This is a genomic window from Mesorhizobium sp. L2C066B000, assembly GCF_000502335.1.
Classification (GTDB): domain Bacteria; phylum Pseudomonadota; class Alphaproteobacteria; order Rhizobiales; family Rhizobiaceae; genus Mesorhizobium.
Genome location: NZ_AYWZ01000010.1, coordinates 17155 through 42261 on the forward strand (window position 1 = coordinate 17155; position 25107 = coordinate 42261).

Genomic DNA, 25107 nt, shown 5'->3' on the forward strand with positions numbered 1-25107 from the left:
CCCCACCACCAACACCTCACGCAGCTTCGGAAATGTCCCGGTCGAGGATCGACAAATTGCGGCCGCGGTGCTTGGCCTCGTAGAGCCGGCGGTCGGCGGCGCGCATCAGGTCCGAGACATCGGCATCTTGCGCACAGGTGATGCCGCCGATCGAGACGGTCAGCGGCACCGTGCGCTCGTCGACCGGACGAAAGCGGACCAGCTCGACTTCACGGCGGATGCGCTCGGCCACGCGCCGGGCTTCGGCTTCCGTAGCGCCGACCAGGAAGGCGCCGAACTCCTCACCGCCAATGCGGCCGAGCACGTCGCCGCTGCGGACGCCGCGCTCGATGGCGCTGGCGATCAACACCAGTGCGTCATCGCCGGTCAGATGGCCGAAACTGTCGTTGATCGCCTTGAAATGGTCGGCGTCGATGATCAGCAGCGCGCCGCGATCGGATTTGCGCCGCGAGCCGTCCAACGCGGCAAAGAAGCTCTCGCGGTTGAGCATGCCGGTCATGTCGTCGCGGCTCGCCTTCGCCGACAGGCGCCGATGCGCGGCGGCGAGCTGGGCATGCGCGCGGGCGAGATCGCGATGCGCGTTTTTCAGTCGGTCGCTCTGCCAGAAGGTGCTGGCGCAGGCGATCCAGGCGAGCGCCAGCGGGCACACCGTCGATGTCAGCCAGACAGTGCGGTCGACCGGAAAACCCATGGCGGGAACGATGATCAGCGTCAGCAAAAGCGAGATGGCTACCGAGCCGAATGCGACCGCGGCGGACTTTAAGACTATGCGACTCATCGCTGGCTCCCACTGAACCGTCTCTGTGCCAGCAAGCCCTGAAGGCCACCTTTCCGTGATGGCTAAAATTTGAATGGTGAGCCCATTTTTTACAACTCTAGATGCACATAGGTTGTGGATAAGCTCTACATCAGAAAGGGGTTCGAACGGCAGATATTTCATGCCATAAGGACGCCATGACCACGCTGCCCGATCCCGCCCGCTTCGCCCATGTCACCGACTGGGTGTTCGACCTCGACAACACGCTTTATCCGCACCATTCGAATCTGTTTTCGCAGATCGACGTCAAGATGACGGCCTATGTCGGAGAACTGCTCACGCTGCCGCGCGAGGAAGCGCGCAAGCTGCAGAAGGAACTCTATCTCGAATATGGCACGACGCTGAACGGGCTGATGACGCGCCACGGCATCGACCCCGACGATTTTCTCGAAAAGGTGCACGACATCGACTATTCGTGGCTGGTGCCGGATCCGGTGCTGGGCACCGCCATCCGCCAGCTGCCCGGCCGCAAGTTCATCTTCACCAATGGCGACCGCAGGCACGCCGAGCGCACCGCGCGCCAGCTCGGCATACTCGACCATTTCGACGACATTTTCGATATCGTCGCCGCCGGGCTGACGCCGAAGCCGTCGCGGCAGACCTATGAGAAGTTTGCCGAACTGCACGCCGTCACCGGACACAATGCGGTGATGTTCGAGGATCTCGCCCGCAACCTGGAGGTGCCGAAATCACTGGGCATGACCACGGTGCTGGTGGTGCCGCGCAATTTCGAGCCGACCTTTGCCGAGATCTGGGAACGCGATCCGGCCAATGAGGACGACGTCGATTTCGTCACCGACGATCTCGCGACGTTTCTGACGGGGATAGTGGAGGGGGTAGAGGAATTGAGGAGCTGAAGAATTGAAGAACTGGTGAAAGGGAGACCGATCCGGACCTCCTTTTCCTCAATTCTTCAGTTCTTCAATTCCCGGTTCCCCTACTCCCCCAACTTGTAGAAGCGGCTGATGATCCCCCAGGCCTCGTCGGCGGTGTCAACAAAGTCGATGATATCCTGGTCGCCGGGCGTGATGGTGCCTTGTTCGGCCAGGAAATCGAGGTCGATCGCGCGCTGCCAGAACGCCTTGCCGAACAGGATCACCGGCACGCGCTCCATGCGGCCGGTCTGGATCAGCGTCAGCGTCTCGAAGAATTCGTCCATGGTGCCGAAGCCGCCCGGAAACACCGCGACGGCCTTGGCGCGCATGACGAAATGCATCTTGCGGATGGCGAAATAGTGGAAGTTGAAGCACAGCTCCGGGGTCACATAGGCGTTCGGCGCCTGCTCGTGCGGCAGGACGATGTTGAGGCCGATCGACGGCGCGCCGACATCGTCGGCGCCGCGATTTCCCGCCTCCATGACGCCTGGACCGCCGCCGGTGACGACGACGAATTCGCGGTAGTAGGACGTGGCCGATTGCTGTGAGCAGAGGCGGGCGAATTTGCGCGCCTCCTCGTAATATTTGCTGTTTTCCTCGAGGTTTTTCTTCTGCGTCTCGTTCTTGGCGGCCCAGGCCTCGCCGCCGGGCTCGGGAATACGCGCGCCGCCGAACAGGATGACCGTCGAGCGGATGCCGCGCTCGGCCAGGATCATTTCGGGCTTCAAGAGCTCAAGCTGCAAGCGCACAGCGCGCAATTCCCGGCGCGTCATGAAGTCGGGATCGTTCCAGGCCAGCCGGTAGGTTTCGGCGCGCGTCTGCGGCGTGTCGGGAACGCTTTTCGAGCGCTCCAGATCCTCGTCCGAATGCGGCAGCGGCGTCCATCCCGCCTTTTCCATAGGAGTCATATGCTTTCTACCCGTCCCAACAGTTCACTTGCGCCGTCCCATGGCGCACGCGCGATTGACCCCCAATACGCCTTAACATAGGGTCCGCGCGACTTTCAAAACAAGGTTAAGGCCGACGGCCTTAACAGCGTGGTAACGGAGCGAATTCATGTCGAAGCCTGATCTGGCCAGCCTCGAAAAGACGATCGAGAAGGCCTTCGAGGAGCGCGACACGATTTCGACCGCGACCCGGGGCGAAACGCGCGACGCCATCCAGTCCTCACTCGACCTGCTCGACCGTGGCACCGTGCGCGTTGCCGAGCGCCAGGCCGATGGCAAATGGCATGTCAACCAATGGCTGAAGAAGGCGGTGCTGCTCTCGTTCCGGCTCTATCCGATGGAGATCATCAAGGGCGGCCCCGGCCAGGCGGTCTGGTGGGACAAGGTGGCGTCGAAGTTCGACGGCTGGAGCGCGGTCGATTTCGAGAAGGCAGGCTTCCGCGCCGTGCCGTCTTCGATCGTGCGCCGCTCGGCCTATGTCGCGCCGGGCGCGGTGCTGATGCCGTCCTTCGTTAATGTCGGCGCCTATGTCGATAGCGGCACCATGGTCGACACCTGGGCCTCGGTCGGCTCCTGCGCCCAGATCGGCAAGAATGTGCACCTCTCGGGCGGCGTAGGCATCGGCGGGGTGCTGGAGCCGATGCAGGCCGGCCCGACCATCATCGAGGACAATTGCTTCATCGGCGCGCGCTCCGAAGTGGTCGAGGGCTGCATCGTGCGCGAAGGCTCGGTGCTCGGAATGGGTGTGTTCATCGGCCAGTCGACCAAGATCGTCGACCGCGCCACCGGCGAAGTGTTTTATGGCGAGGTGCCGCCGAATTCGGTCGTCGTCGCCGGCTCGATGCCGGGCAAGGCCTTTCCGAACAACGATCCGGGCCCTGGCCTCTACTGCGCCGTCATCGTCAAGCGCGTCGATGCCAAGACCCGGTCGAAAACCTCGATCAACGAACTGCTGCGTGATTGATCCTGTCCGAGCAACCAGAGCGCTCCAGATTGCCCAAGACACCACCACTTCCCTGGCTTTTCTTCAGCCTCTCAGGGCGCGTCAGCCCAAGTGCCTACGTGCTCGCCGGGCTGCTGCTGGTGCTTGCACAGTTTTTCCCGCTCTACCAGTTGTCGAGACTGGAACCCGGCACCGCAACCAGCCAGAACTGGGCACTTGTGTTCTGGGTCGTTTTGCTCATCTCGACATGGTCGAGCTTTGCGGTAACCGCAAAGCGGTTTCATGATTTCGGCAAGCCGACTTATTACGCGTTGATCTCTCTTGTCATCGGCCCCATTCTTCTCATCGTTCTAGCGTGTTTCCGGGGTGACCCCGGTCCGAACCGCTACGGCAAACGCAGCAACGCGCCGGCTGAACCATGAGCGCCGACCGGATATCTCGCCATGCGCTACCGCACGCTTGATCCGAAACTGATCATCGACACCGCCGAGCGGCTGGAAGAGCGCGTCGCCGAGCGTTTTCCCGATGCCGGCCTGCGCGGCGTCGCCGCCGAACTGGTGTCGCTGTCGCGCGACCTGGCCAAGGCGGCGCAGGCGCTGGAAGCGCCGATCTGGTGGCTGCGCGGCGCCATCGTCGCCGCTGTTGCCGCCGGCGCGCTGACCTTCCTATTCGTCGGCACCATCCTGCCGCTCATCCATATCTCGCAGGCCGACGATGCGGTGCAGTCGGTGCAAGGCATCGAAGCCACGATCAACATGATGATCCTTGCCGTGCTCGGCCTGCTGGCGCTGATCCGCACCGAGGAGCGCATCAAGCGCAAGCGGGTGTTTCGCCAGCTGCATGGGTTGAGATCGCTGATCCATGTCATCGACATGCACCAGCTGACCAAGGATCCGGCAGCATTGTCCGCCAATTTCAGGCCGACCGCGCATTCGCCGGCTCGCATCACCAATGCCGCCGACCTGGCGCGCTACCTCGACTATTGCTCGGAAATGCTGTCGATCACCGGCAAGATCGCGGCGCTGTTTGCGCAGTCCGTCAATGACGATGTGGTCATCGACGGCGTCAACGACGTCGAGAACCTGGCGTCCAACCTGTCGCGCAAGATCTGGCAGAAGATCACGCTGATCGAGAACCACCCGGCGGCGCAGCCCGTGCCGGCGCCAGGCCCGGCGAGCAAAGCGCCGGCTCCGAGGCGCGCACCAAAGCTGTGACGCGGCGGGCCCACGCGCCTGTTTTCGGGCTATGCGGGCCAAGGCCCGAGGCTCGCGGCAAGTAGACTATCCAGTGACGGCTTCCGGCGTCAGCCCGGGTGAGCCGCGCGTTTCCCGCTCGGCCTGCCGCACCAGCGCGGTGACCCGCTTCAGCAGAGGCGCCGGCGTGCCGGCCTTTTCGGCGAGGCTCAGGACGGCCCCCTGCAGGTCACCGATCTCGGTCGGCCGACCGCGCTGGAGGTCGTCCCACATCGACGAGCGCGCCTGCGGGTCGATGGCGAGCATGCGGCGGGCGACCAGCCGGAACAGCCAGTCCGGCAGCCGGAGCAGCTTCGGCAGCAGGCCGGGACGCAAGCCGCCGATCCGCGCCGGCGCGATATGTAACGCCTTCATCGCCGCCAAGGCCTCGTCGATCTGACCGGCCAGGATCCGCCGCCAGCGGCGGTCGGCAAGTTCGCTCGCCAGCGGCAGGCCGGACAAGGCGACAAGCGCGTTGTTGAGGTTGATCAGCAGCTTGCCCCACTGAACGGCTTTCATGTCGGGATGGGTTTCCACGCCAAGCCCTTCGACATCGAGAAGGCCGGCAAGGCCGGTCACGCCATCTTCGATCATGACCTTGCCGTTGCTGGCGCGATGCACGTGAAGCGGCAAATTGCCTATGGCCGACTGGACGACATTGAACGGCACCATGCCGGCGAGCACAGTCCGTCCACCGAGCCCGGCGCGTAACCGGTCGGCATTGCCGACGCCGTTCTGGAGGCTGACCACCACGACTTCGCCGCGCGCATGTCCGGCAACAAGCGACGCCATCTCCTCGGTAGCGCCGTTCTTGACCGTCACCAGCACCACGTCGGCACTGGCCAGGGCAGCGGCGGGATCAGTGGTGACGGACTCCGGCCGGATGGATCGGTCGCGATTATCGAGATCGGTGATGCGCAGGCCGCCGTCCAGCAAGACCGTCGCGATGCTTGGCCGCGCCAAAAACACCACCTTGCGTCCGGCCAGCGCCAGGCAGCCGCCGACATAGCAGCCTATGCTGCCGGCGCCGGCAATGACGATGATCTTTTCGGCGTTGGCCATGCGATTATCTCGTGTTGGCCTGCACTATACGACAGGAAAACCATAATGTCGGCGGCAGGACCGGTCATCATCTCTGGCCGTGACAGGCCTTTCGCTTTCGACTATCGCTTTGCCCATGAAACTGCCGACCGATCCCGCCGCCAACCTCGCGACCCTCATACGCTGCGCCTCCGTAACGCCCGCCGAGGGCGGCGCGCTGGCTGCCCTGGAAGGCATGCTGAAGCCGCTCGGCTTTTCCGTCGAACGCCCGGTGTTTTCCGAAGACGGCACCCCCGACATCGAGAACCTCTACGCGCGTCGCTCCGGCAATGGGCCGCATCTGATGTTTGCCGGCCATACCGACGTGGTGCCGGCGGGCGACGAGGCGTCGTGGACGCATCCGCCCTTCGCCGCCGAGATCGCCAAGGGCGAGATGTATGGCCGCGGCGCCGTCGACATGAAGGGCGGCATCGCCTGTTTCATCGCCGCCGTGGCGCGCCATGTCGAGAAAAAGGGTGGTCCGAAAGGCTCGGTCTCGCTGCTGATTACCGGCGACGAGGAGGGGCCGGCGATCAACGGGACGACAAAACTGCTCGACTGGGCGGCGGCCAGGGGCGAGAGATGGGACGCCGCGATCGTTGGCGAGCCGACCAATCCGGACACGCTCGGCGACATGATCAAGATCGGCCGGCGTGGCTCGATGTCGGGCAGTGTCACGGTCAACGGCCGCCAGGGCCATGTCGCCTATCCATTGCTCGCCGACAATCCGGTGCGCGGCCTGATCAGCCTGGTCGACGCCTTGCTGTCGCCCGTCTTCGACAAGGGCACGAAGGATTTTCAGCCGACCAATCTGGAAGTGACCTCGATCGATGTCGGCAACCCGGCGACCAATGTTATTCCGGCCAAGGCGACAGCCACCTTCAACATCCGCTTCAACGACACATGGACTGCCGAGACGGTGCAGGCCGAGATCCATAACCGCCTCGACCAGGCGGCGAAGCGCAAGAAATACCGGACCGGCAAGACGCCGGTCGACTACGAGCTGATCTGGCGCGACCGGCCGAGCCATGTCTTCCTGACGCGCGACGACAAGCTGATCGAGACGCTGCGCGGGTCGATCAAGGCGACAGTCGGCAAGGAGCCGGCGCTGTCCACCTCGGGCGGAACCTCGGATGCGCGTTTCATCAAGGACTATTGCCCGGTGGTCGAGTTCGGCCTCGTCGGCAAGACCATGCACATGGTCGACGAGCGCGTCGCACTGGCCGACCTCGAGACGCTGACCCAAATCTACCAGCGCTTCATCGATGACTGGTTCGAGCAGGGCTGATCATGCTTTCGGTTGATGAGACCTCTTCATCGCTTAACGGCGCCTGGCGGCTGATGCTCGGAAAGGCCGACGGCTTGCGGCTGCTCGACCTTTCGGCGGACGGCTTCTGGAATTCCTTCTTCGCCATCGTCGTCGCCGCGCCGGCGATGATCGTCGGCTGGGTCGGCACGGCCAACGAGATCGGCGATCCCAATGCGTTCGCCGGCCGGCTGGGCATGTTGATTCGCCTGGCGACCGTCGACCTCGGCTCGTGGCTGCTGCCCCTGGTTGTGCTTGCCCTGGTCGCATCGCGCGCCGGCATCGGCGACCGCTTCGTCCACTATGTCGTCGCCAGCAACTGGGCGTCGGCGATCACTGCCTGGATGCTGCTGCCTTCAGCGCTGATCAGGCTTTTCCTGCCGTCCGGCAACCCGGTTGCCGAATTGGTGTGGCTGGTTCTGGTGGTGCTGTCGCTGGTACTCTCCTGGCGGATGACCAACGCCGCGATCGGCAAGGGCGCGGCTGTCGGCAGCGCCGTGTTCGCAGGCATGTTGGTGGTGTCTCTGGCCGTCTTGTTCGGCCTGGTGGCGCTGCTCGGCATCACTGTGCCGACCGCCGCTCCGGCTTAGAACTTTTCCGGATAGTCTACACCGACGAGAAAAAGCCCGTCGGGCGGCGCCACCTGGCCGCAGGCGGCGCGGTCTTGCGCCGCGAGCGCTGCCTTGAGGTCGGCGGCGGTCCAGCCGCCGTCGCCGACGCGTTTCAGCGAACCGACCATGGAGCGCACCTGGTTGTGCAGGAAAGAGCGCGCCGAGGCCCTGACTTCGATCAGGTCGCCCTGGCGGCTTACATCGAGCCGCTCCAGCGTCCGCACCGGACTGTTGGCTTGGCATTGCGTCGAGCGGAAGGTGGTAAAGTCATGTCGGCCGAGCAGGACTTTCGCCGCTTCGTGCATGGCGTCCGCATCGAGCCGCTTCGGCACCCACCAGACCTTGCCCTTTTCCATCGCTGCAGGCGCGCGCCGGTTGAGGATGCGGTAGAGATAGTGCCGTCCGGTGGCCGAGAAACGGGCGTCGAACTCATTGGGGACAACCGTGGCCTGCAGGATGGCGATGCGCGCGCCTGCCGCCTGCAGGTGCGCGTTGACGGCGTCGCGCACCTTGTCGTTTGGCCATGCCTTGGCGAGGTCGACATGCGCCACCTGGGCGGTCGCATGCACGCCGGCGTCGGTGCGGCCGGCGGCGCGTATCCGCACCGCCTCACCGCAAAATTTCTCGATCGCCTGCTCTATCGCCTGCTGCACCGAAGGCTGATCCGCCTGGTGTTGCCAGCCGGCGAAGAGGCTGCCGTCATATTCGATATCGAGACGAAAACGCGGCATACACCCTTCGTTCAGGCGGCGAGTGCGGTAAAGGCCTGGGCGTAGACCAGTTTGCCTTTTTCGGGTGCGTCACCCCAGGCCAGCGCCTGCAGCGCTTCGCCCTGATATTCGCTCTCGAACTCTTCGGCCCGCGCATGATTGTAGCCGAAGCGGCCGTAATAGGCCGGATCGCCCAACACAACGGCGAGCGTCTCGCCGGCATCCCTGAGGCGGATATGCGCCTCGCGGATCAGCGCACCGCCAATGCCCGAGCCGTGGAACGAAGGTTCCACCGCCAACGGCGCCAGCGCCACGGCTGCGAACTGCTTGCCGCCGTTCTGGACGAACAGCCTGGAAAACAGGATGTGGCCGACCACCTGGCCGTCTTCTTCCGCCACCAGTTCGACAACGGCGTCGCCGCCGGTGACCAGAGCGTCGACCAGCCCGGCCTCCGCCTGCTGGCCGAATGCGTGTTCCTCGACCAGGCGTATGGCCTCGCGGTCCCGCGGCGTCGCGCCGCGTATCGACATCATGCTCATGAGAACTTCATTCCTTTTTCGATCTTGGCCCCGCGCAGAAACTCCTTCGCGGCAGCAGGCTTTCCGCCCGCCCGTTGAACTTCGACCAGCCTGACCGCGCCCGACCCGCAGGCGACCGTCAGCCGGTCATCGAGAATTCCTCCCGACTCGCCCATGCTTTCAGAAAGCGTACCTTCAGAAAGCGTGGAGCGAAGCAGTTTCAGCCGTTCCGTGCGGCCGCCGATGTCGGCCTCGCACCAGGCGCCGGGGAATGGCGACAGCCCGCGAATGTGATTGTGGACCTCCGCAGCCGGGCGCGTCCAGTCCACACGTGTCTCCGACTTATCGATTTTCCTGGCGTAGGTCACCCCGTCAGCCGCCTGCAAAGTCGATGCCAGGGTATTTGTCTCGAATCGGGACAGCGCTTCCACCATCAGCGTGGCAGCAATATTCATCAAGCGGTCGTGCAGATCGCCGGCCGTCATATCGGGCTCTATGGCGCATTTTTCAACCAGTGCCACCGGACCGGTGTCCAGGCCCTCTTCCATGCGCATCACCATCATGCCGGTCTCGACGTCGCCGGCCATAATGGCGCGCTGGATGGGAGCTGCACCACGCCAACGCGGCAAAAGCGAGGCGTGGCCGTTGAGGCAGCCGAGGCGCGGAGCCTCCAGAATAGCCTTCGGCAACAGCAAACCATACGCGACGACGACCGCGACATCGGCACGCAACGCCTGGAAAGCAGCTTGCTCGGCCTCGCCCTTCAGCGACAGCGGCGTGCGCACTTCGATGCCCAGCCGCTCAGCCTCGCGCTGCACCGGCGACGGTGTCAGTTCCAGCCCGCGGCGGCCCGCGGCGCGCGGCGGCTGGGTGTAGACGGCTGCTATCTCGTGCCCGGCCTCGGCAATCGCGCGCAGCACCGGCACCGAAAACTCCGGCGTGCCCATGAAGATGACGCGAAGCGGCATTTTTCGTCCAGTATCCTGTTCTGCGCGCGGCAGTCCGCTCAAGCGTCTGCTTCAAACGGGTTTACGATCTTGAGGTCAAGCTCTTCGAAGTCCTTAATATTGCGCGTCGCCAGCATAGCGTCGTGCGACAGGCAGATGGCAGCGATCATGGCATCGGAAAGGCTGATCGGCCGGCCGATAGTTTCCCGCATTGCCCGGAGCTTGCCCGCCAGACGGGGAATGGGACCGGCAAATTCGACGACACGTCCCGAAAACTGCTTCGAAACCAGGTGGTCAAGTGCACGGACGTGGCGGTCCGAGCCGGTCTTGTTGAGAAACCTTTCGGCTCCAAAGGACTGCTCCATGACAACAGGACCGCAGAGATAGAGGTCGAGCAGGTCCTGTCTGCGAAACCACTTAGCGACGTTTGGATCGGGCGCGGGCCGGCTCGCTTCCGAGACGACATTGGTATCGAGGATTATCACTCGAAATTCTCAATGGTGCGGCCAAAGTCGCGTTTCCGTTCCGCTTCGATCTCATCCATCATCTGCGCAAATTCGTCGCTGATTGCATTTTCCGAGGCGAAGGCAGCGCGAATCGCATCCCAAGCCGTGAGTCCAGGCTCGGCCTTGCCTTCTTTTTCCGCAACCATGCCTTTTCGCAATAAATCGATCGCCTTGATCGAGAGGCTTTGGCCGCCCTTGCGTGCCGCATGCTCGATTTCACGCTTCAACGGCTCGGGAATATCTCTGATCAACATATCGCCCATCTGAGTCTCCAGTCTGATATCAATGATATCACGCTAGGAAGCGTCTCTCAATAGGGGCGGGTCGAGACGGGATTTTGTGCGAGTCGCCGAAAGCAGGGCCTATCCCACCAGCTTGCCCGGCGCCTTGTCCTTGGCGAGCTTCTTGAACTTCTTGACCACCATGTCGCGCTTCAGCTTCGAGATGTGGTCGATGAACAGCACACCGTTGAGATGGTCGATCTCGTGCTGCAGGCAAGTCGCCATCAGGCCTTCGGCCTCGATCTCCTGCAGCTTGCCGTCGCGGTCGAGATATTTCACGCGCACCGAGGCGGGACGCTCGACCTCGGCGTAATAGTCCGGGATCGACAGGCAGCCTTCCTCGTAGACCGAGCGGGCGTCGGCGCTTTCGAGGATTTCGGGATTGATGAAGACATGCGGCGCCGGCGGCTCGTCTTCTTTGGCGAGGTCGATGACCAGCATGCGCAGCGGCTCGCCGATCTGGATTGCGGCCAAACCGATGCCCGGCGCATCATACATCGTCGCCAGCATGTCGTCGGCCAGTTTGCGCAAAGGCGCGTCGACGCGTTCGACTGGTTTGGAAACCTGGCGCAGGATGGGATCGGGAAGGATGATGAGCGGCTTGATCGACATGGCGCCTCACCTAAAACGTCGCAGGAGAAGCGTCAACCGGTGCGAATCGGTCTCGTTCACGTTTTGATCTGTGCCAGGTCTGCGAATCGGCTATGCTGGCGGGATGAACGACCTGAGCACCATCCTTTCCGAACCCGTTGCCCGGCTTGGCGCCACGACGATCACGCTCGGCCATGCACTGGCCCTCGGCGCGCTGGTGTTTCTCGGCCTGTTCCTGGCGCTTGTCGTGGCGCTGTGGCGATCGGCCAAGGCGCGCACCATCGCCGCGGCGGAAGCCGCCGACCACGCCCGCGACGCCGAGGCGCGGATGGCCGGCATTTTGCAAAGCCAGGCCGAGATGCAGGGCCGCATGGGCGCCATCGCCGACGTGTTCGGCGCAAGGCAGGCCGAACTCAACCAGTTGATCGGCCAGCGCCTCGACGCCATGACCGGCAGGCTCGGTCAAACCATGACCGAACAGACCAAATCGACGCATGAGAGCCTCGCCAAACTGCAGGAACGGCTGGCGGTCATCGACACCGCGCAAGGCAACATTCAGTCGCTGGCCGGCCAGGTCGTGCAATTGCAAGCGATCCTGTGCAACAAGCAGACGCGCGGCGCCTTCGGCCAGTCGCGCATGGAGGCGATCGTCGCCGACGGCCTTCCGATGGGCGCCTACGAGTTCCAGGCAACGCTGTCAAACGGCAGCCGTCCCGACTGCCTGGTCAGGATGCCGAACGGTGCGCCGCAGCTTGCCATCGACGCCAAGTTTCCGCTGGAAGCCTGGAACGCCATCCGCGCCGCCGATGGCGCCGAACACCAGAAGATCGCGGCCCAGGCTTTCCGCCGCGACATCGAAATTCACGTCCGCGATATCTCGGAAAAATACCTGATCCAGGGCGAGACGCAGGACACCGCCTTCATGTTCGTGCCGTCGGAATCGGTGTTCGCCGAAATCCACGAGAATTTCGACGCCGTGGTCCAGAAGGCGCACCGGGCGCGTGTCATCATCGTCTCACCGTCGCTTTTGATGCTGTCGATCCAGGTCATCCAGGCCATCCTCAAGGACGCCCGCATGCGCGAACAGGCGCATCTGATCCAGGGCGAGGTGATCCGGCTGATGGAAGACGTCGCGCGCGTCGACGAACGCGTGCGCCGGTTGCAGACGCATTTTGGCCAGTCGGCCAAGGATATCGACGAGATACTGGTGTCGACGTCGAAGGTGACCAAGCGCGGCCAAAAGATCGAAGCGCTGGAGTTTGGCGAAAGCGAAGCCGAAGTGCGCGGTGGCGGACCCGCCAAGGCCGAAGCCGGGGTGCGGGTGGCGGACTCCAAGACGGGGCAGCTCAGGCTACGTGTCGTCGAAGGCGACGATTAAAGTCTTTGTTTTGATGCATGTCGTTGTCCCAGAACCGCGGCACACTTCTGGGCGGCATGCATTAAAGCGCGTCGCGCTGAAACGGATTCATACGACGCGCTTTAAAAGTCTTTGTTTTGATGCATGTCGTTGTCCCAGAACCGCGGCACACTTCTGGGCGCCATGCATTAGACCGTAGCCACGATCACGTGCGCCTGGATCTTGGCCGCAACCTCGCCGCTGCCGTGTCTGGCTGCAATCACGGACGCGGCGTGATCGGTTGCGGCTTCCAGTTTTCCTCTAGCCTCGATTTCGTTGCGAAGCGGAGTTCCCTGGCAATAGGCAACCGCCGGAAGGCGCGGCGAGGAGGCACGGCTTTGTTCGGCCCTCGTGTCGATCACCACACGGGAGAAACCTGCGGCTTCCAACTCGCCGCGGATCAATGCAATGTCATTGTAGCCGTGCGGCGTGCGGGCGAGAAAGCGGGGCGGATCGTTCGGAAAAATCTCCGCAAGAGCATTCGTCACATCATTGGCGAATACATTCTCTTCGATGCGATCCCACACGTTGAACAGGAAATGGCCGCCGGTCTTCAGGACCCGCTTTGCTTCGCGATAGCCGGCGGATCGGTCGGGAAAGAACATCGCGCCGAACTGACAGCAAACGAGATCGAAAGCCGCATCTTCGAACGGCAGCGCCAGAGCATCCGCCTGACGCCATTGTATACGACTGTCGGGAGCTTGTCGCGAGGCCGCGTAGTCGAGCATAGGCTGGTTGAGGTCGGTCACGACATAGCTTGCGCCGGGAGACAGTTTTGGAGCCAATGCGCGGGTGACAACGCCGGTGCCGGCGGCGACTTCCAGGACGGCGCCGGGCGACAAGGACGCTGCCCGTCGTGCCAAATCCGCGGCGAACGGCTCGAAGATCAGCGGCACCATGTAGCGGTCGTAGTTTTCCGGAATCGAGCCGGCAAACACTTTGTCCGTTTCCGACATTGCTATCCCCCGCCATCCGTTTGATGGCTAGCCTAGCACATTATTGGCTGGTTTGGGCCGCGTTTAACCGGGAGGCAGGTGCTACTGCGCCTCTACGATGCTTACGCCCTCGAATTCCGGAAGCCAGTGCAGGGCCGATCGGTGCCATTTCTGTTGGGTCGGAACGAGATCCTCGCGTTGCCGCGCGGTCCCCGCCCTGATCCCATAGACCTTCGGCCCGTCGCCAACCGACGTTGCGTAAAGATGCGAACCGCAGTCGCCGCAGAACGCCTGGGCACGCTTGGCGCCGCTCGATCCCGTCTTGATATAAACCTTCGGTGTTCCCTTGGTGATCCTATAATGATCCTCAGGCGCGGGAACAGTGACACGAAAGGCGGTGCCGGTCAGTTGCTGGCAGTCGGTGCAATGACAGATAGAGGTCTTTTCCGGGTCGACCTCTGCTTCATAAGCTATGGCGCCGCAATGACACCCACCATCGATTTTCATGGTTGATTCTCCGAATTCCGTCGAGTGATCTTAGCGGGACCAGGCGATGGGGCCAACGGTGGACTGCTGGTCCAGAACTAGTCCGACGCCGCCTCGACCTGCTTGCGCCGGTGCTCCCAGGTTCCGGTCGTCTGCGGCTTGACGAACAGCCTGGTGATCTCCGGCATTTCTTTTTTCAAGAGCGCCTCGATGCGCTCGACACAGGCTTCGATCTCAGGCGCCGTCAGATGGTCCTCGAATTCGATGCTCAGCCCAGCGACGATCTGTCGAGGGCCGAGATGGACGGTGAGAACGCCGTTGGCCCGCTGCACTGCCGGATCCTGCTGGGCGATGGCCAGCACCTTGGCCTGCACTTCTGGGGAGGCCGGCTCACCGATGAGCAATCCCTTGCTTTCGCGCGCCAGAAAGATGGCGGTGGCGCCGAGGATCATCGCGATGCCGATCGAGGCGACGCCGTCGAGTTCGGGCATGTCGAGGAGTTCGGCCGCCAATATGCCGGCGAAGGCGACGAACAGACCGAGCAGGGCGGCGCTGTCCTCGAACAGGATCGTGTAGACGCTCGGATCCTTGCTCGATTGCACGGCCTGCAGCCAGCCTTGCTTGCCCTTCTGCTGGCGGAACTCCTTCAGCGCCACGTACCAGGAGCTGCCCTCGAACAGCATCGAGAGGCCAAGCACAATGTAGTTGATTTTGGGATTGGCGACCGGCTCAGGCGCCATGATGTGGACGACGCCTTCATAGAAGGACACGCCAGCGCCGAGCGCAAAGACGAGCAGGGCGACAATGAAGCTCCAGAAATACAGCTCGCGGCCATGGCCGAGCGGATGCGTGCGGTCCGGCGGGCGGGCGGCGCGGTGCATGCCGTAGAGCAGCAGCCCGCCATTGCCGGTATCCACCAGCGAGTGCACGCCTTCCGACAGCATCGCCGAGCTGCCGGTGAAGAAGGCGGCGACGAATTTGGTCACAGCAATAGCGAGATTACCGGCGAGCGCCGCGTAGATGACCGTCTTCGACCCGCCATGTGCTGCCATGCTGTCCCTCCAAGGAACCTGATGTAACGCCCCTGCCGCCGAGCTCCACAGGCATCACAACGCACGAATCGCCCGGTCGTTCAGGGTCTTGTAGGCCAGCTTGCGGAAAGACGCCCCTATTCGATGATCTCGTCCGTCCACACCTTGAAACCAGCCAGCGTGCCCGGTCCGAAGATGTGGGTCAGCGGCACGTCGGCGGCGTCGCGGCCGGAGGCGATCAGGATGCGGCCGATGCGTGGCGAATTGTTGCGCGGGTCAAAGACATGCCAGCGGCCACCGAGATAGACCTCCATCCAGGCTGCGAAATCCATGCTCGCCCAAGGTTTGGGCAGGCCGATGTCGCTGATGTAGCCGGTGCAGTAGCGGGTCGGGATGTTGAGCGCACGGCAGAAGGTGACGGCGAGGTGGGCAAAGTCACGGCAGACGCCGCTTTGCTCCCGATAGGCTTCCGCCGCGGTGCGGGTCGGCCGCGCATTGCCGTAGCTGAAGACGATGTGGTTGTGGACGAAATCACAGACCGCCTGGACGCGGGCAATGCCGAGCGGAGTGTGCCCGAACAGCCGCCAGGCTTCGCTGGCCAGCAGATCGCTCTCGCAAAAGCGGCTGGGCAACAGGAACAGCAATGTGTCCGACGGCAGGTCGCGCACCTCATGCTGCCAGGCCATCAGGTCGCCCATCTCGAAGGTACCGGGGTCGCGGATTACCGAATCGGTGCCGAAGGTGAAGCGTCCGGGCGGGGCGACGAAACGGTTGCACCAATTGCCGAAACTGTCGCGGTAGCTCTGGATCGGCACCGGCGGGTTGGAGGTCAGGAAATCCGGGCGCTCGAGATCGGAGGCCCTGGAGTAGTGGACGTTGAGCATCGCGATCAGCGGCGTTTCCTGCGGAAAATCGAAACTCATCTCGCTGCCGATGCGGATTCGCATTGTCGTCCTGACCGCACTTCCTGATCATCGCCGGGCGAAGGCATGGCCGATGCTGCAGTGCGAAGGCAACCATGGCACGGACCGGAATGGTTTACGAGCAAATTAGAAACCGGTTGAAAGCGGCCCGCCGGCGCCGGCGACGGACGCCCGCCCCCTTGCAGTCCGGCGTTTCTCTTGTTTCACTTGGCCTCCCAGCAACTGGAGGAACGAATCATGGCTAAAGGTGCGATGAAGGCGGGCAAGGAAGCTCGCAAGCCGAAAAAAGACGCCAAGAAGCCCGCCGCGGCTCCGGCACTCAAGGCGCCGCCCGTCAAGGCGATGAGGCTCAAGGAAAAGTAAGCCCGCCTTAGGTCGTCAATATCTTGGGACGGTTGAGATCCGGGCAAACCGTTTCGGCGCAGATTTTGACGCCGGCGGCATGAACGATGCTGCCGGCGTTTTGTTGATCGGACCGGCGCAGCCGCTTATGCCGAAGCGGCGAGGACGACCTCGCGCCTTTCTCAAAAGTCCGGCCGGGACGCCCCGCCATCCTCATGGAAGGAGTGCATCCCGATGTCGTGGATTTTTCTGTTCTTCGCTGGTCTGTTCGAAATCGGCTGGGCGATCGGCCTCAAATACACCGACGGCTTCTCGAAGCCGCTGCCGACGGTGCTCACTGTCGCCTCGATGATCATCAGCCTGGGGTTGCTCGGCCTAGCGCTCAAGACGCTGCCTGTCGGGACGGCCTATGCGGTGTGGACCGGCATCGGCACGGTCGGCACGGCGCTGCTTGGCATCTGGCTGCTGGGCGAGCCGGCGACGGCCATCCGGTTCGCCTGCATTGCGCTCATCGTCTGCGGCATTATGGGGCTGAAGCTCGCCGCCTGAGCAAAGCAACCAAGGAAATCGACGCACAAACACATTCAGGGCCGCTGGAAGGCGACCCTGATGTCCGATCGTTTCGATCGAAGCGTTAGCGGGCGGAGAAGCCCGGAGGCGTCCTGCCGGTACGCTGCTTGCGGGCCGCATAGCGTGCGTCGCGCTTGGCCTTGCGTTCGGCTTCGTCGGCCAGCAAACGGGCGATGCGCTCGTTTTCTTCGGCTTCCTTGATCTTCGCTTCAGCCTGCGCTGCCTCTTCGGCCGCAATACGCGCCGCTTCGGCTGCTGCCTCGCGCTCGGCCTTCTCGACCGCCTCGCGTGCCAGCTTTTCCTGCTTCAGCCTGGCCTTTTCGGCCTCGCGTATTTTGCGAGCCTCAAGAATCGCCTTGCGTTCGGCCTGTTTGGCCAGAACCGCAGGATCATCAGCCGCCGGCTTCGACTTGAAGCGCTCCAGAAGCGCCTTCTTTGCCTCGTTCGCGGCATTGCGCCGCTCGAAAATGTCTTTTTCCCTGTAGATAGCCAAGTCCACTTCCCTGAAGTCAATTCGCGACGCTTACATACGCGCGAAAACCGAGAGTTCAAGCGCCAAAACGGTATGCCAGCCATGAAAGTTTATGCTGTTGCAGCCGGGAGACGCGTTTTCCCTGAAACAAAGCCGGCCGAAACCGACATGCACTGTTCACTATCCGCCCCTCTGGCGGCCGGGGCGGCTCGCCGCTACCTCTAGCGGGCAAATCAGAACATTTGGATGACATGCCATGGAACTCGGTCTCTACACTTTCGCCGACGTCAGCCCGGAGCCCAGCCCCGGCGCGATCGGCCCGCATCAGCGGCTGCGCAATCTGATCGAGGAGGTCGAGCTGGCTGACCAGGTTGGCCTCGACGTCTTTGGTCTGGGCGAACATCACCGCCCCGACTATGCCGCGTCCGCGCCGGTGGTGGCGCTGGCCGCTGCCGCCGAACGCACCAAGCGCATCAAGCTGACCAGCGCGGTCACCGTGCTGTCCTCCGACGATCCGGTTCGCGTCTTCCAGCAGTTCGCAACGCTCGACCTTTTGTCGGGCGGCCGGGCCGAGATCATGGCCGGGCGCGGTTCGTTCATCGAATCCTTCCCGCTGTTCGGCTACAATCTCGAGGACTATGACGAGCTGTTCGCCGAAAAGCTCGATTTGCTGCTGGCCATACGCGACGGCGTCAAAGTCACCTGGTCCGGCAATCTGCGCGCGCCGATCAACGACCGCGGCGTCTATCCGCGGCCGCTGCAGGACAAATTGCCGATCTGGATCGCAATAGGTGGAACGCCGCAATCTGCGGCGCGCGCGGGCGTGCTCGGTTTGCCGCTGGCACTGGCCATCATCGGCGGCGAGCCGGCGCGGTTTGCACCGCTGTTCGACATTTATCGCGATGCCGCAAGGCGGGCCGGTACCGACCCCTCGGGCCTTGCCACCAGCATCAATGTGCACGGCTTCATCGCCGGCACCACTGAACAGGCGGCCGACGATTTCTATGGCCCGCAGGCCGAAGTGATGAACCGCATCGGCCGCGAGCGCGGCTGGGGCCCGACCTCGCGGGCGCATTTCGATCAGTCGCGTGGTCCGAACGGCGCGCTGTTCGTCGGCGATCCGGAGCAGGTGGCGGAAAAGATCGTCGCCCAGCACAAGATCTTCAACAATGACCGCTTCCTGCTGCAGATGGCGATCGGCGCCATGCCGCACGCCAAGATCATGAAGGCGATCGAACTGTACGGCACCAAGGTGGCGCCGATCGTACGCAAGGAGACCGCCAAGCCCGGCGTCGCCGTCGCAGCGCCAGCCGCCTGAGCGACGGGCGGCCCGGATTGAGGGCCTTTCCGGCTAACGGAACCTTGGGCTTGCAGAGGCGTTTCCGTCAGGGGAAAGCACCAATTGCGGTGCGCCGCTGAGGGAAAATCATGAAAGCCGAACCCGCCGCTTTGGGTGCTGGCCTTGCCGAGACCGAAGAGGCGAGAGTTGTGGCGCGTGCCGACACGCATCTGATGCGTTCGCTGCTCATCGGGATCTTCCTGTTCATGGCCATCTACGCGCTGTATTTCGCGCGTGCTTTCTTCATGCCGGTCATCCTCGCCTTCCTGCTGACGCTGACGCTGACACCAATCGTGCGCTTCCTGCGCAAGCGCGGCATTCCGGAAGTGGTTTCGGCGACAATGTTGGTCGTGCTGTCGATCTGCGTCTTCGGCGTTGCCGGCTATCTGCTCAGCGGCCCGGTCATCGACCTTCTCAACAACACCTCGTCGATCGGCCAACAACTTACCGAACGGCTGGCGCAATTGCGGCGTCCGCTCGAGAGGATCATGCAGATCTCGCATCAGATCGAACAGATGACGGAGACCTCGCAGGAGCCGGGCATCCAGAAGGTGGCGATGGCGCAGTCCGGCGTCCTGTCGGCCGCCGCCAGCAACGTCCTGTCGGCGGGGACAAGCCTGACCATCATCTTCGTGCTGTCACTGTTCCTGCTGGCGTCAGGCACGATGTTCTATGAGAAGATCATCCAGTCCTTCGCCAGCCTCAGCGAGAAGAAGCGGGCCTTGCGCGTCGTCTATGACGTCGAGCGCGAAATCTCGCATTATCTGCTCACCGTCACCGTCATCAATGCCGGTCTCGGCGCGGTTATCGGCCTTGGCCTGTGGGCGCTCGGCATGCCCAACCCGCTCGTCTGGGGAACGATGGCGGCGCTGCTCAACTTCCTGCCCTATGTCGGCGCGCTGATCACCATCGTGCTGGTCAGCGTCATTGCGATGATCAGCTTCGACTCGATCACCTACGCCCTTTTGGCGCCGGGCTTCGTGCTTTTGTGCGACATCGTCGAAGGCCAGTTCGTTACGCCGATGGTTGTCGGCCGACGCCTCGAGATCAACGCCGTGGCGATCTTCATCGCCATCGCCTTCTGGTCCTGGCTTTGGGGCTTTGTCGGCGCGCTGATGGCGGTGCCGCTGCTGGTCGTCGTCAAAGTGTTCTGCGATCATTTCGATGGCCTCAGCCATGTCGGCAATTTTCTCGCCGCACAGCAGACGGCCGTGGTGGAGGAGGAAGCGGCCGAAGAGAACGGAAAGGCCGCGCCATAAGCTTGCCGCGCCTGTCCGTCATCTCGCATTTGTTGTCTTCAGGCGGAGTGCCTATATCGAGCCGGTCAACCCGGACCCTGCGATGAACGATGCCTCCTTCGACCTCGATTCCTATTTCGACCGCATTGGCTATCGCGGTCCGATCGATGCGTCGGTCGACACGCTGAGCGCGCTGCATCGCCAGCATCCGCAGGCGATCCCGTTCGAGAATCTGGACCCGTTGCTTGGCGCCAGCTCGACATCGTCATTCCCGACCGCGCCTTCGAAACCAGGGTCAGGCAGTTGAACATCGTAAAGGCTTGAGGCCCATGACCGCACTTTCCGTTCTCGACCTGTCGCCGATCGTCGAAGGCAGCGACGCCTCGCAATCGCTGGCAAATTCGCTCGACCTGGCCCGCCATGCCGAGCGGCTCGGCTACAGGCGCTACTGGCTGGCCGAGCACCACAACATGCCGGGCATCGCCAGCGCGGCGACCGCCGTGGTCATCGCCCATGTCGCCGGCGGCACCAAGACCATCCGCGTCGGCGCCGGTGGCATCATGCTGCCCAACCATGCGCCGCTGGTGATTGCCGAGCAGTTCGGCACGCTGGCGGCACTGCACCCCGGCCGCATCGACCTCGGCCTCGGCCGGGCGCCCGGCACCGATATGGGAACAGCGCGCGCGCTGCGCCGCAATCTCGAGGCGTCAGACAATTTCCCCCAGGATGTCGTCGAGCTGATGGGCTATTTCCAGCCGGCCGCGGAAGGCCAGCGTATCCACGCCGTGCCCGGCGAAGGCCAGAAGGTGCCGGTCTGGATCCTCGGTTCCAGCCTCTATGGCGCGCAGCTCGCCGCCATGCTCGGCCTGCCCTATGCGTTCGCCTCGCATTTCGCGCCGGCCGAACTCGACCATGCGCTGGAGATCTACCGTTCGCGCTTCCAGCCTTCGGAACAGCTGGACAAGCCCTATGTCATGCTCGGCCTCAACGTTTTCGCCGCACCGACCGATGGAGAGGCCAAACTGCTGTTCACCTCGTTGCAGCAGGCCTTCGTCAATCTGCGCACCGGGCGGGCCGGCCGCCTGCCGCCGCCGGTCGAGGGCTATGACCAGACGCTCGAGCCGATGGCAAAAACCATGATTTCGCAGGCGCTGTCCTGCGCCGTCGTCGGCTCTCCCGAAACCGTCCGGCAAGGCATAGACGCGTTCGTGCGCCGCACCGGCGCAGACGAGCTGATGGTGACCGCGCAGATCTTCGACCATGCGGCACGCGTGCGCTCGTTCGAAATCCTGGCCGAGGCGCATAAATCGCTGTCGCAGGCCGCGTGACGCTTTTGCCTGTGTCTGCTGTGGGCAGGCGCCTTCCTCAGCCAGGAGCCGCCTCTCTCACGCATCGGTGACGTTTTCTTGTGGTTTCGAAGCCCTGACTGGGCGCTTCGCCGGGGGATCGCGCAGATCCTGGGGTTTTGAGCGCGGTTTGAGCACATCCGGGCCGCCGGGCGGCTGTTCAAAGGCGCCAAGCGCGGCGCGGTGGATGCCATGCGCAGAATGCTTGCGCCCGATGCCGCCTGTTCTTATATACGCGCCAAGCCGCCCAGTGCCGGAATGCCGGTTGCCGGAGCGGAATTTCTTGTGAACAGGGGCTTTCGTCGGAACGCCTTACGGGTCCTGAGAGCCTGCTTAGCGGAGAGACTAGAAAAATGGCAAAAGTAATCGGTATCGATCTCGGCACCACCAACTCCTGCATCGCCATCATGGATGGCAAGGAGCCCAAGGTCATTGAAAATGCGGAAGGCGCGCGCACGACGCCTTCCATCGTCGCCATCTCGGGCGACGGCGAACGTCTCGTCGGCCAGCCGGCCAAGCGCCAGGCGGTCACCAATCCTGAAAACACCATCTTCGCGGTCAAGCGCCTGATCGGCCGCCGCTATGACGACCCGGTGACGGAGAAGGACAAGAAGCTTGTCCCCTACAAGATCGTCAAGGGCGACAATGGCGATGCCTGGGTCGAGGCCGGCGGCAAGAAGCAGTCGCCCAGCCAGATCTCGGCCATGATCCTGCAGAAGATGAAGGAAACGGCGGAGGCCTATCTCGGCGAGAAGGTCGAGAAGGCGGTCATCACCGTTCCGGCCTATTTCAATGACGCCCAGCGCCAGGCCACCAAGGACGCCGGCAAGATCGCCGGCCTTGAGGTGCTGCGCATCATCAACGAGCCGACGGCTGCAGCACTTGCCTACGGCCTCGACAAGAAGGATGGCAAGACCATTGCCGTCTATGACCTTGGCGGCGGCACGTTCGACATTTCGGTGCTCGAAATCGGCGACGGCGTGTTCGAAGTGAAGTCGACCAATGGCGACACCTTCCTCGGCGGCGAGGATTTCGACATGCGTCTCGTCGAATATCTGGCGGCCGAGTTCAAGAAGGAACAGGGCATCGACCTGAAGAACGACAAGCTTGCGCTGCAGCGCCTCAAGGAGGCGGCTGAAAAGGCCAAGATCGAGCTGTCGTCGACGACGCAGACCGAAATCAACCTGCCCTTCATCACCGCCGACGCGACCGGCCCCAAGCACCTGACGCTGAAGCTGACCCGCGCCAAGTTCGAGCAGCTGGTCGACGATCTCGTCCAGCGCACCATCGAGCCCTGCAAGGCGGCGCTCAAGGATGCCGGGCTGAAGGCTGGCGAGATCGACGAAGTGGTCCTGGTCGGCGGCATGACCCGCATGCCCAAGATCCAGGAGATCGTGAAGCAGTTCTTCGGCAAGGAGCCGCACAAGGGCGTCAACCCGGATGAAGTCGTCGCTTTGGGCGCCGCCATCCAGGCCGGCGTGCTGCAGGGCGACGTGAAGGACGTGCTGCTGCTCGACGTGACGCCGCTGTCGCTCGGCATCGAGACGCTGGGTGGCGTGTTCACCCGCCTGATCGAACGCAACACGACCATCCCGACCAAGAAGAGCCAGGTGTTCTCGACCGCTGAAGACAGTCAGTCGGCCGTGACCATCCGCGTCTTCCAGGGCGAGCGTGAAATGGCTGCCGACAACAAGGCGCTCGGCCAGTTCGACCTGGTCGGTATTCCGCCGGCGCCGCGCGGCGTGCCGCAGATCGAGGTCACTTTCGACATCGACGCCAACGGCATCGTCAACGTTTCGGCCAAGGACAAGGGCACCGGCAAGGAGCACCAGATCCGCATCCAGGCCTCTGGTGGCCTTTCGGACGCCGACATCGAGAAGATGGTCAAGGACGCCGAAGCCAATGCCGAGACCGACAAGCAGCGGCGTGCTTTGGTCGAGGCCCGCAACCAGGCCGAGGCGCTGGTGCACTCCTCCGAGAAGTCGCTGAAGGAATATGGCGACAAGGTTTCGGAAACCGAGCGCACGGCGATATCGGAGGCTATCGCGGCGCTGAAGGCTGCTGCCGAAGGCGACGATGCCGCCGACATCGAGGCCAAGTCGCAGACGCTTGCCGAAGCATCCATGAAGCTCGGCCAGGCCATGTACGAAGCTTCGCAGAAGGAAGCGGCGGAAGCCGACGCCAAGGCGGACGCGGCCAAGGATAGCGATGTGGTCGACGCCGATTTCGAGGAAATCGACGAAAACGACGAGAAGAAGAAGTCGGCCTGACCGGTTGACGGCAAATAAAGCGGAAAGCCCGGCGCAAAGCCGGGCTTTTTTGCAACCCTCGCTGAAAAAGTGCGGGCCTTGCCGAAAAAGTCACTGAAAAACACAGGCACAAGCGCGCCGGCCCTAGCATCCGGGCATCACCGCTCCTAAATCGAGACAACGTGCCGGCAAACGACGCAACATGCATCAAGACGTTGAGCATCCGGACTGCGGGAAAAGATGAAAGCTGATTTCTACGAGACGCTGGGCGTGCAAAAGGGCGCCGACGAGAAGGAGCTCAAGAGCGCTTTCCGCAAGCTGGCCATGCAGTTCCATCCCGACCGCAATCCCGGCGATCACTCCTGCGAGCACAAGTTCAAGGAAATCAACGAAGCCTACGAAACGCTGAAGGACCCGCAGAAGCGCGCGGCCTATGACCGTTTCGGTCACGCCGCCTTCGAGCAGGGCGGCATGAATGGCGGCGCGCAAGGTTTTGGCGCCGGCGGCTTCGCCGACATTTTCGAAGATATTTTCGGCGACATGATGGGCGGGCGCCAGCGCCGCTCGTCGGGCGGCCGCGAACGCGGCGCCGATTTGCGCTACAATATGGAAATCACGCTGGAAGAAGCGTTTGCCGGCAAGACCGCGCAAATCCGCGTGCCGGCCTCGATCTCATGCACGGAATGCTCCGGGACCGGCGCCAAGCCCGGCACCCAGCCGGTGACCTGCTCGATGTGCCATGGCCACGGCAAGGTACGAGCGACGCAAGGCTTCTTCTCGATCGAGCGTACCTGCCCGCAATGCCAAGGTCGCGGCCAGACGATCAAGGACCCGTGCCCGAAATGCGCCGGCCAGGGCCGCGTCACCGAGGAACGCTCGCTGTCGGTCAATATCCCGGCCGGCATCGAGGACGGCACCCGCATCCGGCTTGCCAATGAGGGCGAGGCGGGCCTGCGCGGCGGCCCATCGGGCGACCTCTATATTTTCCTGGCGGTGAAGCCGCATGAATTCTTCCAGCGCGACGGCGCCGATCTCTACTGCAAGGTGCCGATATCGATGACGACGGCCGCCCTTGGCGGCTCGTTCGAGGTGACGACGCTGGACGGCAGTCAGACCAAGGTGAAAGTGACCGAAGGCACGCAGAACGGCCGCCAATTCCGCCTCAAGGGCAAGGGCATGCCGGTGCTGCGCCAGCCCAATGTCGGCGACCTCTATATCCAGACCGCGGTCGAAACGCCGCAAAACCTGTCGCGCCGCCAGCGCGAGCTGCTGGAAGAGTTCGAGCAGCTGTCGTCGAAGGACAATTCGCCCCAGTCGAGCGGCTTTTTCGCCCGCATGAAGGACTTTTTCGAATCCTTCGGCGAGCACTGAACCCAAACCAAGGCCGCCACGCTTCCCGAACGTCATCAACATCTT

The 25107-nt window shown here is 63.1% G+C and carries 29 protein-coding genes; 15 read left to right on the forward strand and 14 right to left on the reverse strand.

All coding sequences use genetic code 11. The features are described from left to right. Positions 1-16: 16 nt before the first annotated feature. Entirely contained in the window at positions 17-778 is a 762-nt protein-coding gene (locus tag X733_RS146465; protein ID WP_023681345.1) for a GGDEF domain-containing protein, read from the reverse strand. A gap of 176 nt (positions 779-954) precedes the next feature. On the opposite strand from X733_RS146465, the gene X733_RS146460 reads away from it, so the two are divergent. Beyond that, positions 955-1674, forward strand: coding sequence for a pyrimidine 5'-nucleotidase (locus X733_RS146460; RefSeq protein WP_023687469.1), 720 nt, complete (start codon positions 955-957; stop codon positions 1672-1674). An 80-nt stretch (positions 1675-1754) separates the two neighbouring features. On the opposite strand, the gene X733_RS146455 is transcribed toward X733_RS146460, so the two are convergent. Beyond that, a complete protein-coding gene (locus tag X733_RS146455; protein ID WP_023681343.1) occupies positions 1755-2600 on the reverse strand; it encodes an LOG family protein in 846 nt (281 codons plus the stop codon). Positions 2601-2748: 148 nt separating this feature from the next. On the opposite strand from X733_RS146455, the gene dapD reads away from it, so the two are divergent. From dapD to X733_RS146440, 3 genes are read left to right on the forward strand one after another with little or no spacing between them, the layout of a single operon-like run. Further along, positions 2749-3603 carry a 2,3,4,5-tetrahydropyridine-2,6-dicarboxylate N-succinyltransferase gene (dapD, locus tag X733_RS146450; protein ID WP_023819249.1) on the forward strand — a complete coding sequence of 285 codons (855 nt, stop codon included), beginning with the start codon at positions 2749-2751 and terminating at the stop codon, positions 3601-3603. After that, positions 3600-4004 carry a DUF805 domain-containing protein gene (locus X733_RS146445; RefSeq protein ID WP_081740697.1) on the forward strand — a complete coding sequence of 135 codons (405 nt, stop codon included), beginning with the start codon at positions 3600-3602 and terminating at the stop codon, positions 4002-4004. The genes dapD and X733_RS146445 overlap by 4 nt, the downstream gene beginning before the upstream one ends. A gap of 21 nt (positions 4005-4025) precedes the next feature. Beyond that, positions 4026-4796, forward strand: a complete 771-nt coding sequence (locus X733_RS146440; protein WP_023703796.1) for a hypothetical protein — start codon at positions 4026-4028, stop codon at positions 4794-4796. A 66-nt stretch (positions 4797-4862) separates the two neighbouring features. Here the strand turns inward: X733_RS146440 and X733_RS146435 are convergent, their stop codons facing one another. Then, positions 4863-5876, reverse strand: coding sequence for a 2-dehydropantoate 2-reductase (locus tag X733_RS146435; RefSeq protein WP_023819251.1), 1014 nt, complete (start codon positions 5874-5876; stop codon positions 4863-4865). A gap of 115 nt (positions 5877-5991) precedes the next feature. Here X733_RS146435 and dapE point away from each other — a divergent pair, with 115 nt between their 5' ends. After that, positions 5992-7182: a succinyl-diaminopimelate desuccinylase gene (dapE, locus tag X733_RS146430; RefSeq protein WP_023673218.1), complete on the forward strand. Its 1191-nt coding sequence runs from the start codon at positions 5992-5994 to the stop codon at positions 7180-7182. Between the two features lie 2 nt (positions 7183-7184). Continuing rightward, entirely contained in the window at positions 7185-7790 is a 606-nt protein-coding gene (locus tag X733_RS146425; protein WP_023673217.1) for a hypothetical protein, read from the forward strand. Here the strand turns inward: X733_RS146425 and truA are convergent. From truA to def, 6 genes are all read right to left on the reverse strand, one after another. Then, positions 7787-8542 carry a tRNA pseudouridine(38-40) synthase TruA gene (gene truA, locus X733_RS146420; RefSeq protein WP_023681338.1) on the reverse strand — a complete coding sequence of 252 codons (756 nt, stop codon included), beginning with the start codon at positions 8540-8542 and terminating at the stop codon, positions 7787-7789. The two genes, X733_RS146425 and truA, sit on opposite strands and share 4 nt — an antisense overlap. 11 nt (positions 8543-8553) lie before the next feature. After that, the gene (locus X733_RS146415) at positions 8554-9060 is read right to left on the reverse strand and encodes an N-acetyltransferase (RefSeq protein ID WP_023819252.1); all 507 of its coding nucleotides are present in this window, start codon (positions 9058-9060) and stop codon (positions 8554-8556) included. Then, the gene (fmt, locus tag X733_RS146410; protein ID WP_023819253.1) at positions 9057-10007 is read right to left on the reverse strand and encodes a methionyl-tRNA formyltransferase; all 951 of its coding nucleotides are present in this window, start codon (positions 10005-10007) and stop codon (positions 9057-9059) included. Before fmt ends, X733_RS146415 begins: the two co-directional genes overlap by 4 nt. Positions 10008-10045: 38 nt before the next feature. Beyond that, entirely contained in the window at positions 10046-10471 is a 426-nt protein-coding gene (locus X733_RS146405) for a type II toxin-antitoxin system VapC family toxin (protein ID WP_023732763.1), read from the reverse strand. Continuing rightward, on the reverse strand, positions 10468-10755 hold the full coding sequence (locus X733_RS146400; RefSeq protein WP_023696043.1) for a hypothetical protein: 288 nt from the start codon (positions 10753-10755) through the stop codon (positions 10468-10470). The genes X733_RS146405 and X733_RS146400 overlap by 4 nt, the downstream gene beginning before the upstream one ends. A gap of 99 nt (positions 10756-10854) precedes the next feature. Then, a complete protein-coding gene (gene def / locus X733_RS146395; protein ID WP_023673213.1) occupies positions 10855-11385 on the reverse strand; it encodes a peptide deformylase in 531 nt (176 codons plus the stop codon). Between the two features lie 103 nt (positions 11386-11488). Between def and X733_RS146390 the strand changes: the two genes are divergently transcribed. Continuing rightward, the gene (locus X733_RS146390; protein ID WP_023819254.1) at positions 11489-12742 is read left to right on the forward strand and encodes a DNA recombination protein RmuC; all 1254 of its coding nucleotides are present in this window, start codon (positions 11489-11491) and stop codon (positions 12740-12742) included. A gap of 167 nt (positions 12743-12909) precedes the next feature. Here the strand turns inward: X733_RS146390 and X733_RS146385 are convergent, their stop codons facing one another. From X733_RS146385 to X733_RS146370, 4 genes are all read right to left on the reverse strand, one after another. Further along, positions 12910-13716 (reverse strand): class I SAM-dependent methyltransferase, encoded by an 807-nt coding sequence (locus tag X733_RS146385; protein WP_023819255.1) that lies wholly within the window; start codon positions 13714-13716, stop codon positions 12910-12912. An 81-nt stretch (positions 13717-13797) separates the two neighbouring features. Continuing rightward, on the reverse strand, positions 13798-14202 hold the full coding sequence (locus tag X733_RS146380) for a GFA family protein (protein WP_023703802.1): 405 nt from the start codon (positions 14200-14202) through the stop codon (positions 13798-13800). A 77-nt stretch (positions 14203-14279) separates the two neighbouring features. After that, positions 14280-15233 carry a cation diffusion facilitator family transporter gene (locus X733_RS146375; RefSeq protein WP_023819256.1) on the reverse strand — a complete coding sequence of 318 codons (954 nt, stop codon included), beginning with the start codon at positions 15231-15233 and terminating at the stop codon, positions 14280-14282. A gap of 116 nt (positions 15234-15349) precedes the next feature. Further along, on the reverse strand, positions 15350-16159 hold the full coding sequence (locus tag X733_RS146370) for a transglutaminase family protein (RefSeq protein ID WP_023687480.1): 810 nt from the start codon (positions 16157-16159) through the stop codon (positions 15350-15352). 213 nt (positions 16160-16372) lie between these two features. Here X733_RS146370 and X733_RS1000000171330 point away from each other — a divergent pair, with 213 nt between their 5' ends. Next, on the forward strand, positions 16373-16498 hold the full coding sequence (locus tag X733_RS1000000171330; RefSeq protein WP_006200611.1) for a hypothetical protein: 126 nt from the start codon (positions 16373-16375) through the stop codon (positions 16496-16498). Between the two features lie 213 nt (positions 16499-16711). Next, entirely contained in the window at positions 16712-17026 is a 315-nt protein-coding gene (sugE, locus tag X733_RS146365) for a quaternary ammonium compound efflux SMR transporter SugE (protein ID WP_023819258.1), read from the forward strand. 85 nt (positions 17027-17111) lie between these two features. Here sugE and X733_RS146360 read toward each other — a convergent pair whose 3' ends face one another. Beyond that, positions 17112-17540 (reverse strand): DUF6481 family protein, encoded by a 429-nt coding sequence (locus X733_RS146360; RefSeq protein ID WP_023819259.1) that lies wholly within the window; start codon positions 17538-17540, stop codon positions 17112-17114. A gap of 235 nt (positions 17541-17775) precedes the next feature. Between X733_RS146360 and X733_RS146355 the strand changes: the two genes are divergently transcribed. The 6 genes from X733_RS146355 to dnaJ all read left to right on the forward strand — a co-directional run bounded on the left by X733_RS146355 (position 17776) and on the right by dnaJ (position 25062). Further along, positions 17776-18837: an LLM class flavin-dependent oxidoreductase gene (locus X733_RS146355; protein ID WP_023819260.1), complete on the forward strand. Its 1062-nt coding sequence runs from the start codon at positions 17776-17778 to the stop codon at positions 18835-18837. Between the two features lie 110 nt (positions 18838-18947). After that, positions 18948-20117 (forward strand): AI-2E family transporter, encoded by a 1170-nt coding sequence (locus tag X733_RS146350; protein ID WP_023681324.1) that lies wholly within the window; start codon positions 18948-18950, stop codon positions 20115-20117. Between the two features lie 82 nt (positions 20118-20199). Next, a complete protein-coding gene (locus tag X733_RS146345; protein ID WP_023819261.1) occupies positions 20200-20403 on the forward strand; it encodes an arylamine N-acetyltransferase in 204 nt (67 codons plus the stop codon). Positions 20404-20425: 22 nt separating this feature from the next. Next, positions 20426-21424: an LLM class flavin-dependent oxidoreductase gene (locus tag X733_RS146340; protein WP_023673201.1), complete on the forward strand. Its 999-nt coding sequence runs from the start codon at positions 20426-20428 to the stop codon at positions 21422-21424. 371 nt (positions 21425-21795) lie between these two features. Further along, positions 21796-23712 (forward strand): molecular chaperone DnaK, encoded by a 1917-nt coding sequence (dnaK, locus tag X733_RS146335; protein WP_023819262.1) that lies wholly within the window; start codon positions 21796-21798, stop codon positions 23710-23712. A gap of 219 nt (positions 23713-23931) precedes the next feature. Continuing rightward, a complete protein-coding gene (dnaJ, locus tag X733_RS146330) occupies positions 23932-25062 on the forward strand; it encodes a molecular chaperone DnaJ (RefSeq protein ID WP_023681322.1) in 1131 nt (376 codons plus the stop codon). Positions 25063-25107: the final 45 nt, after the last annotated feature.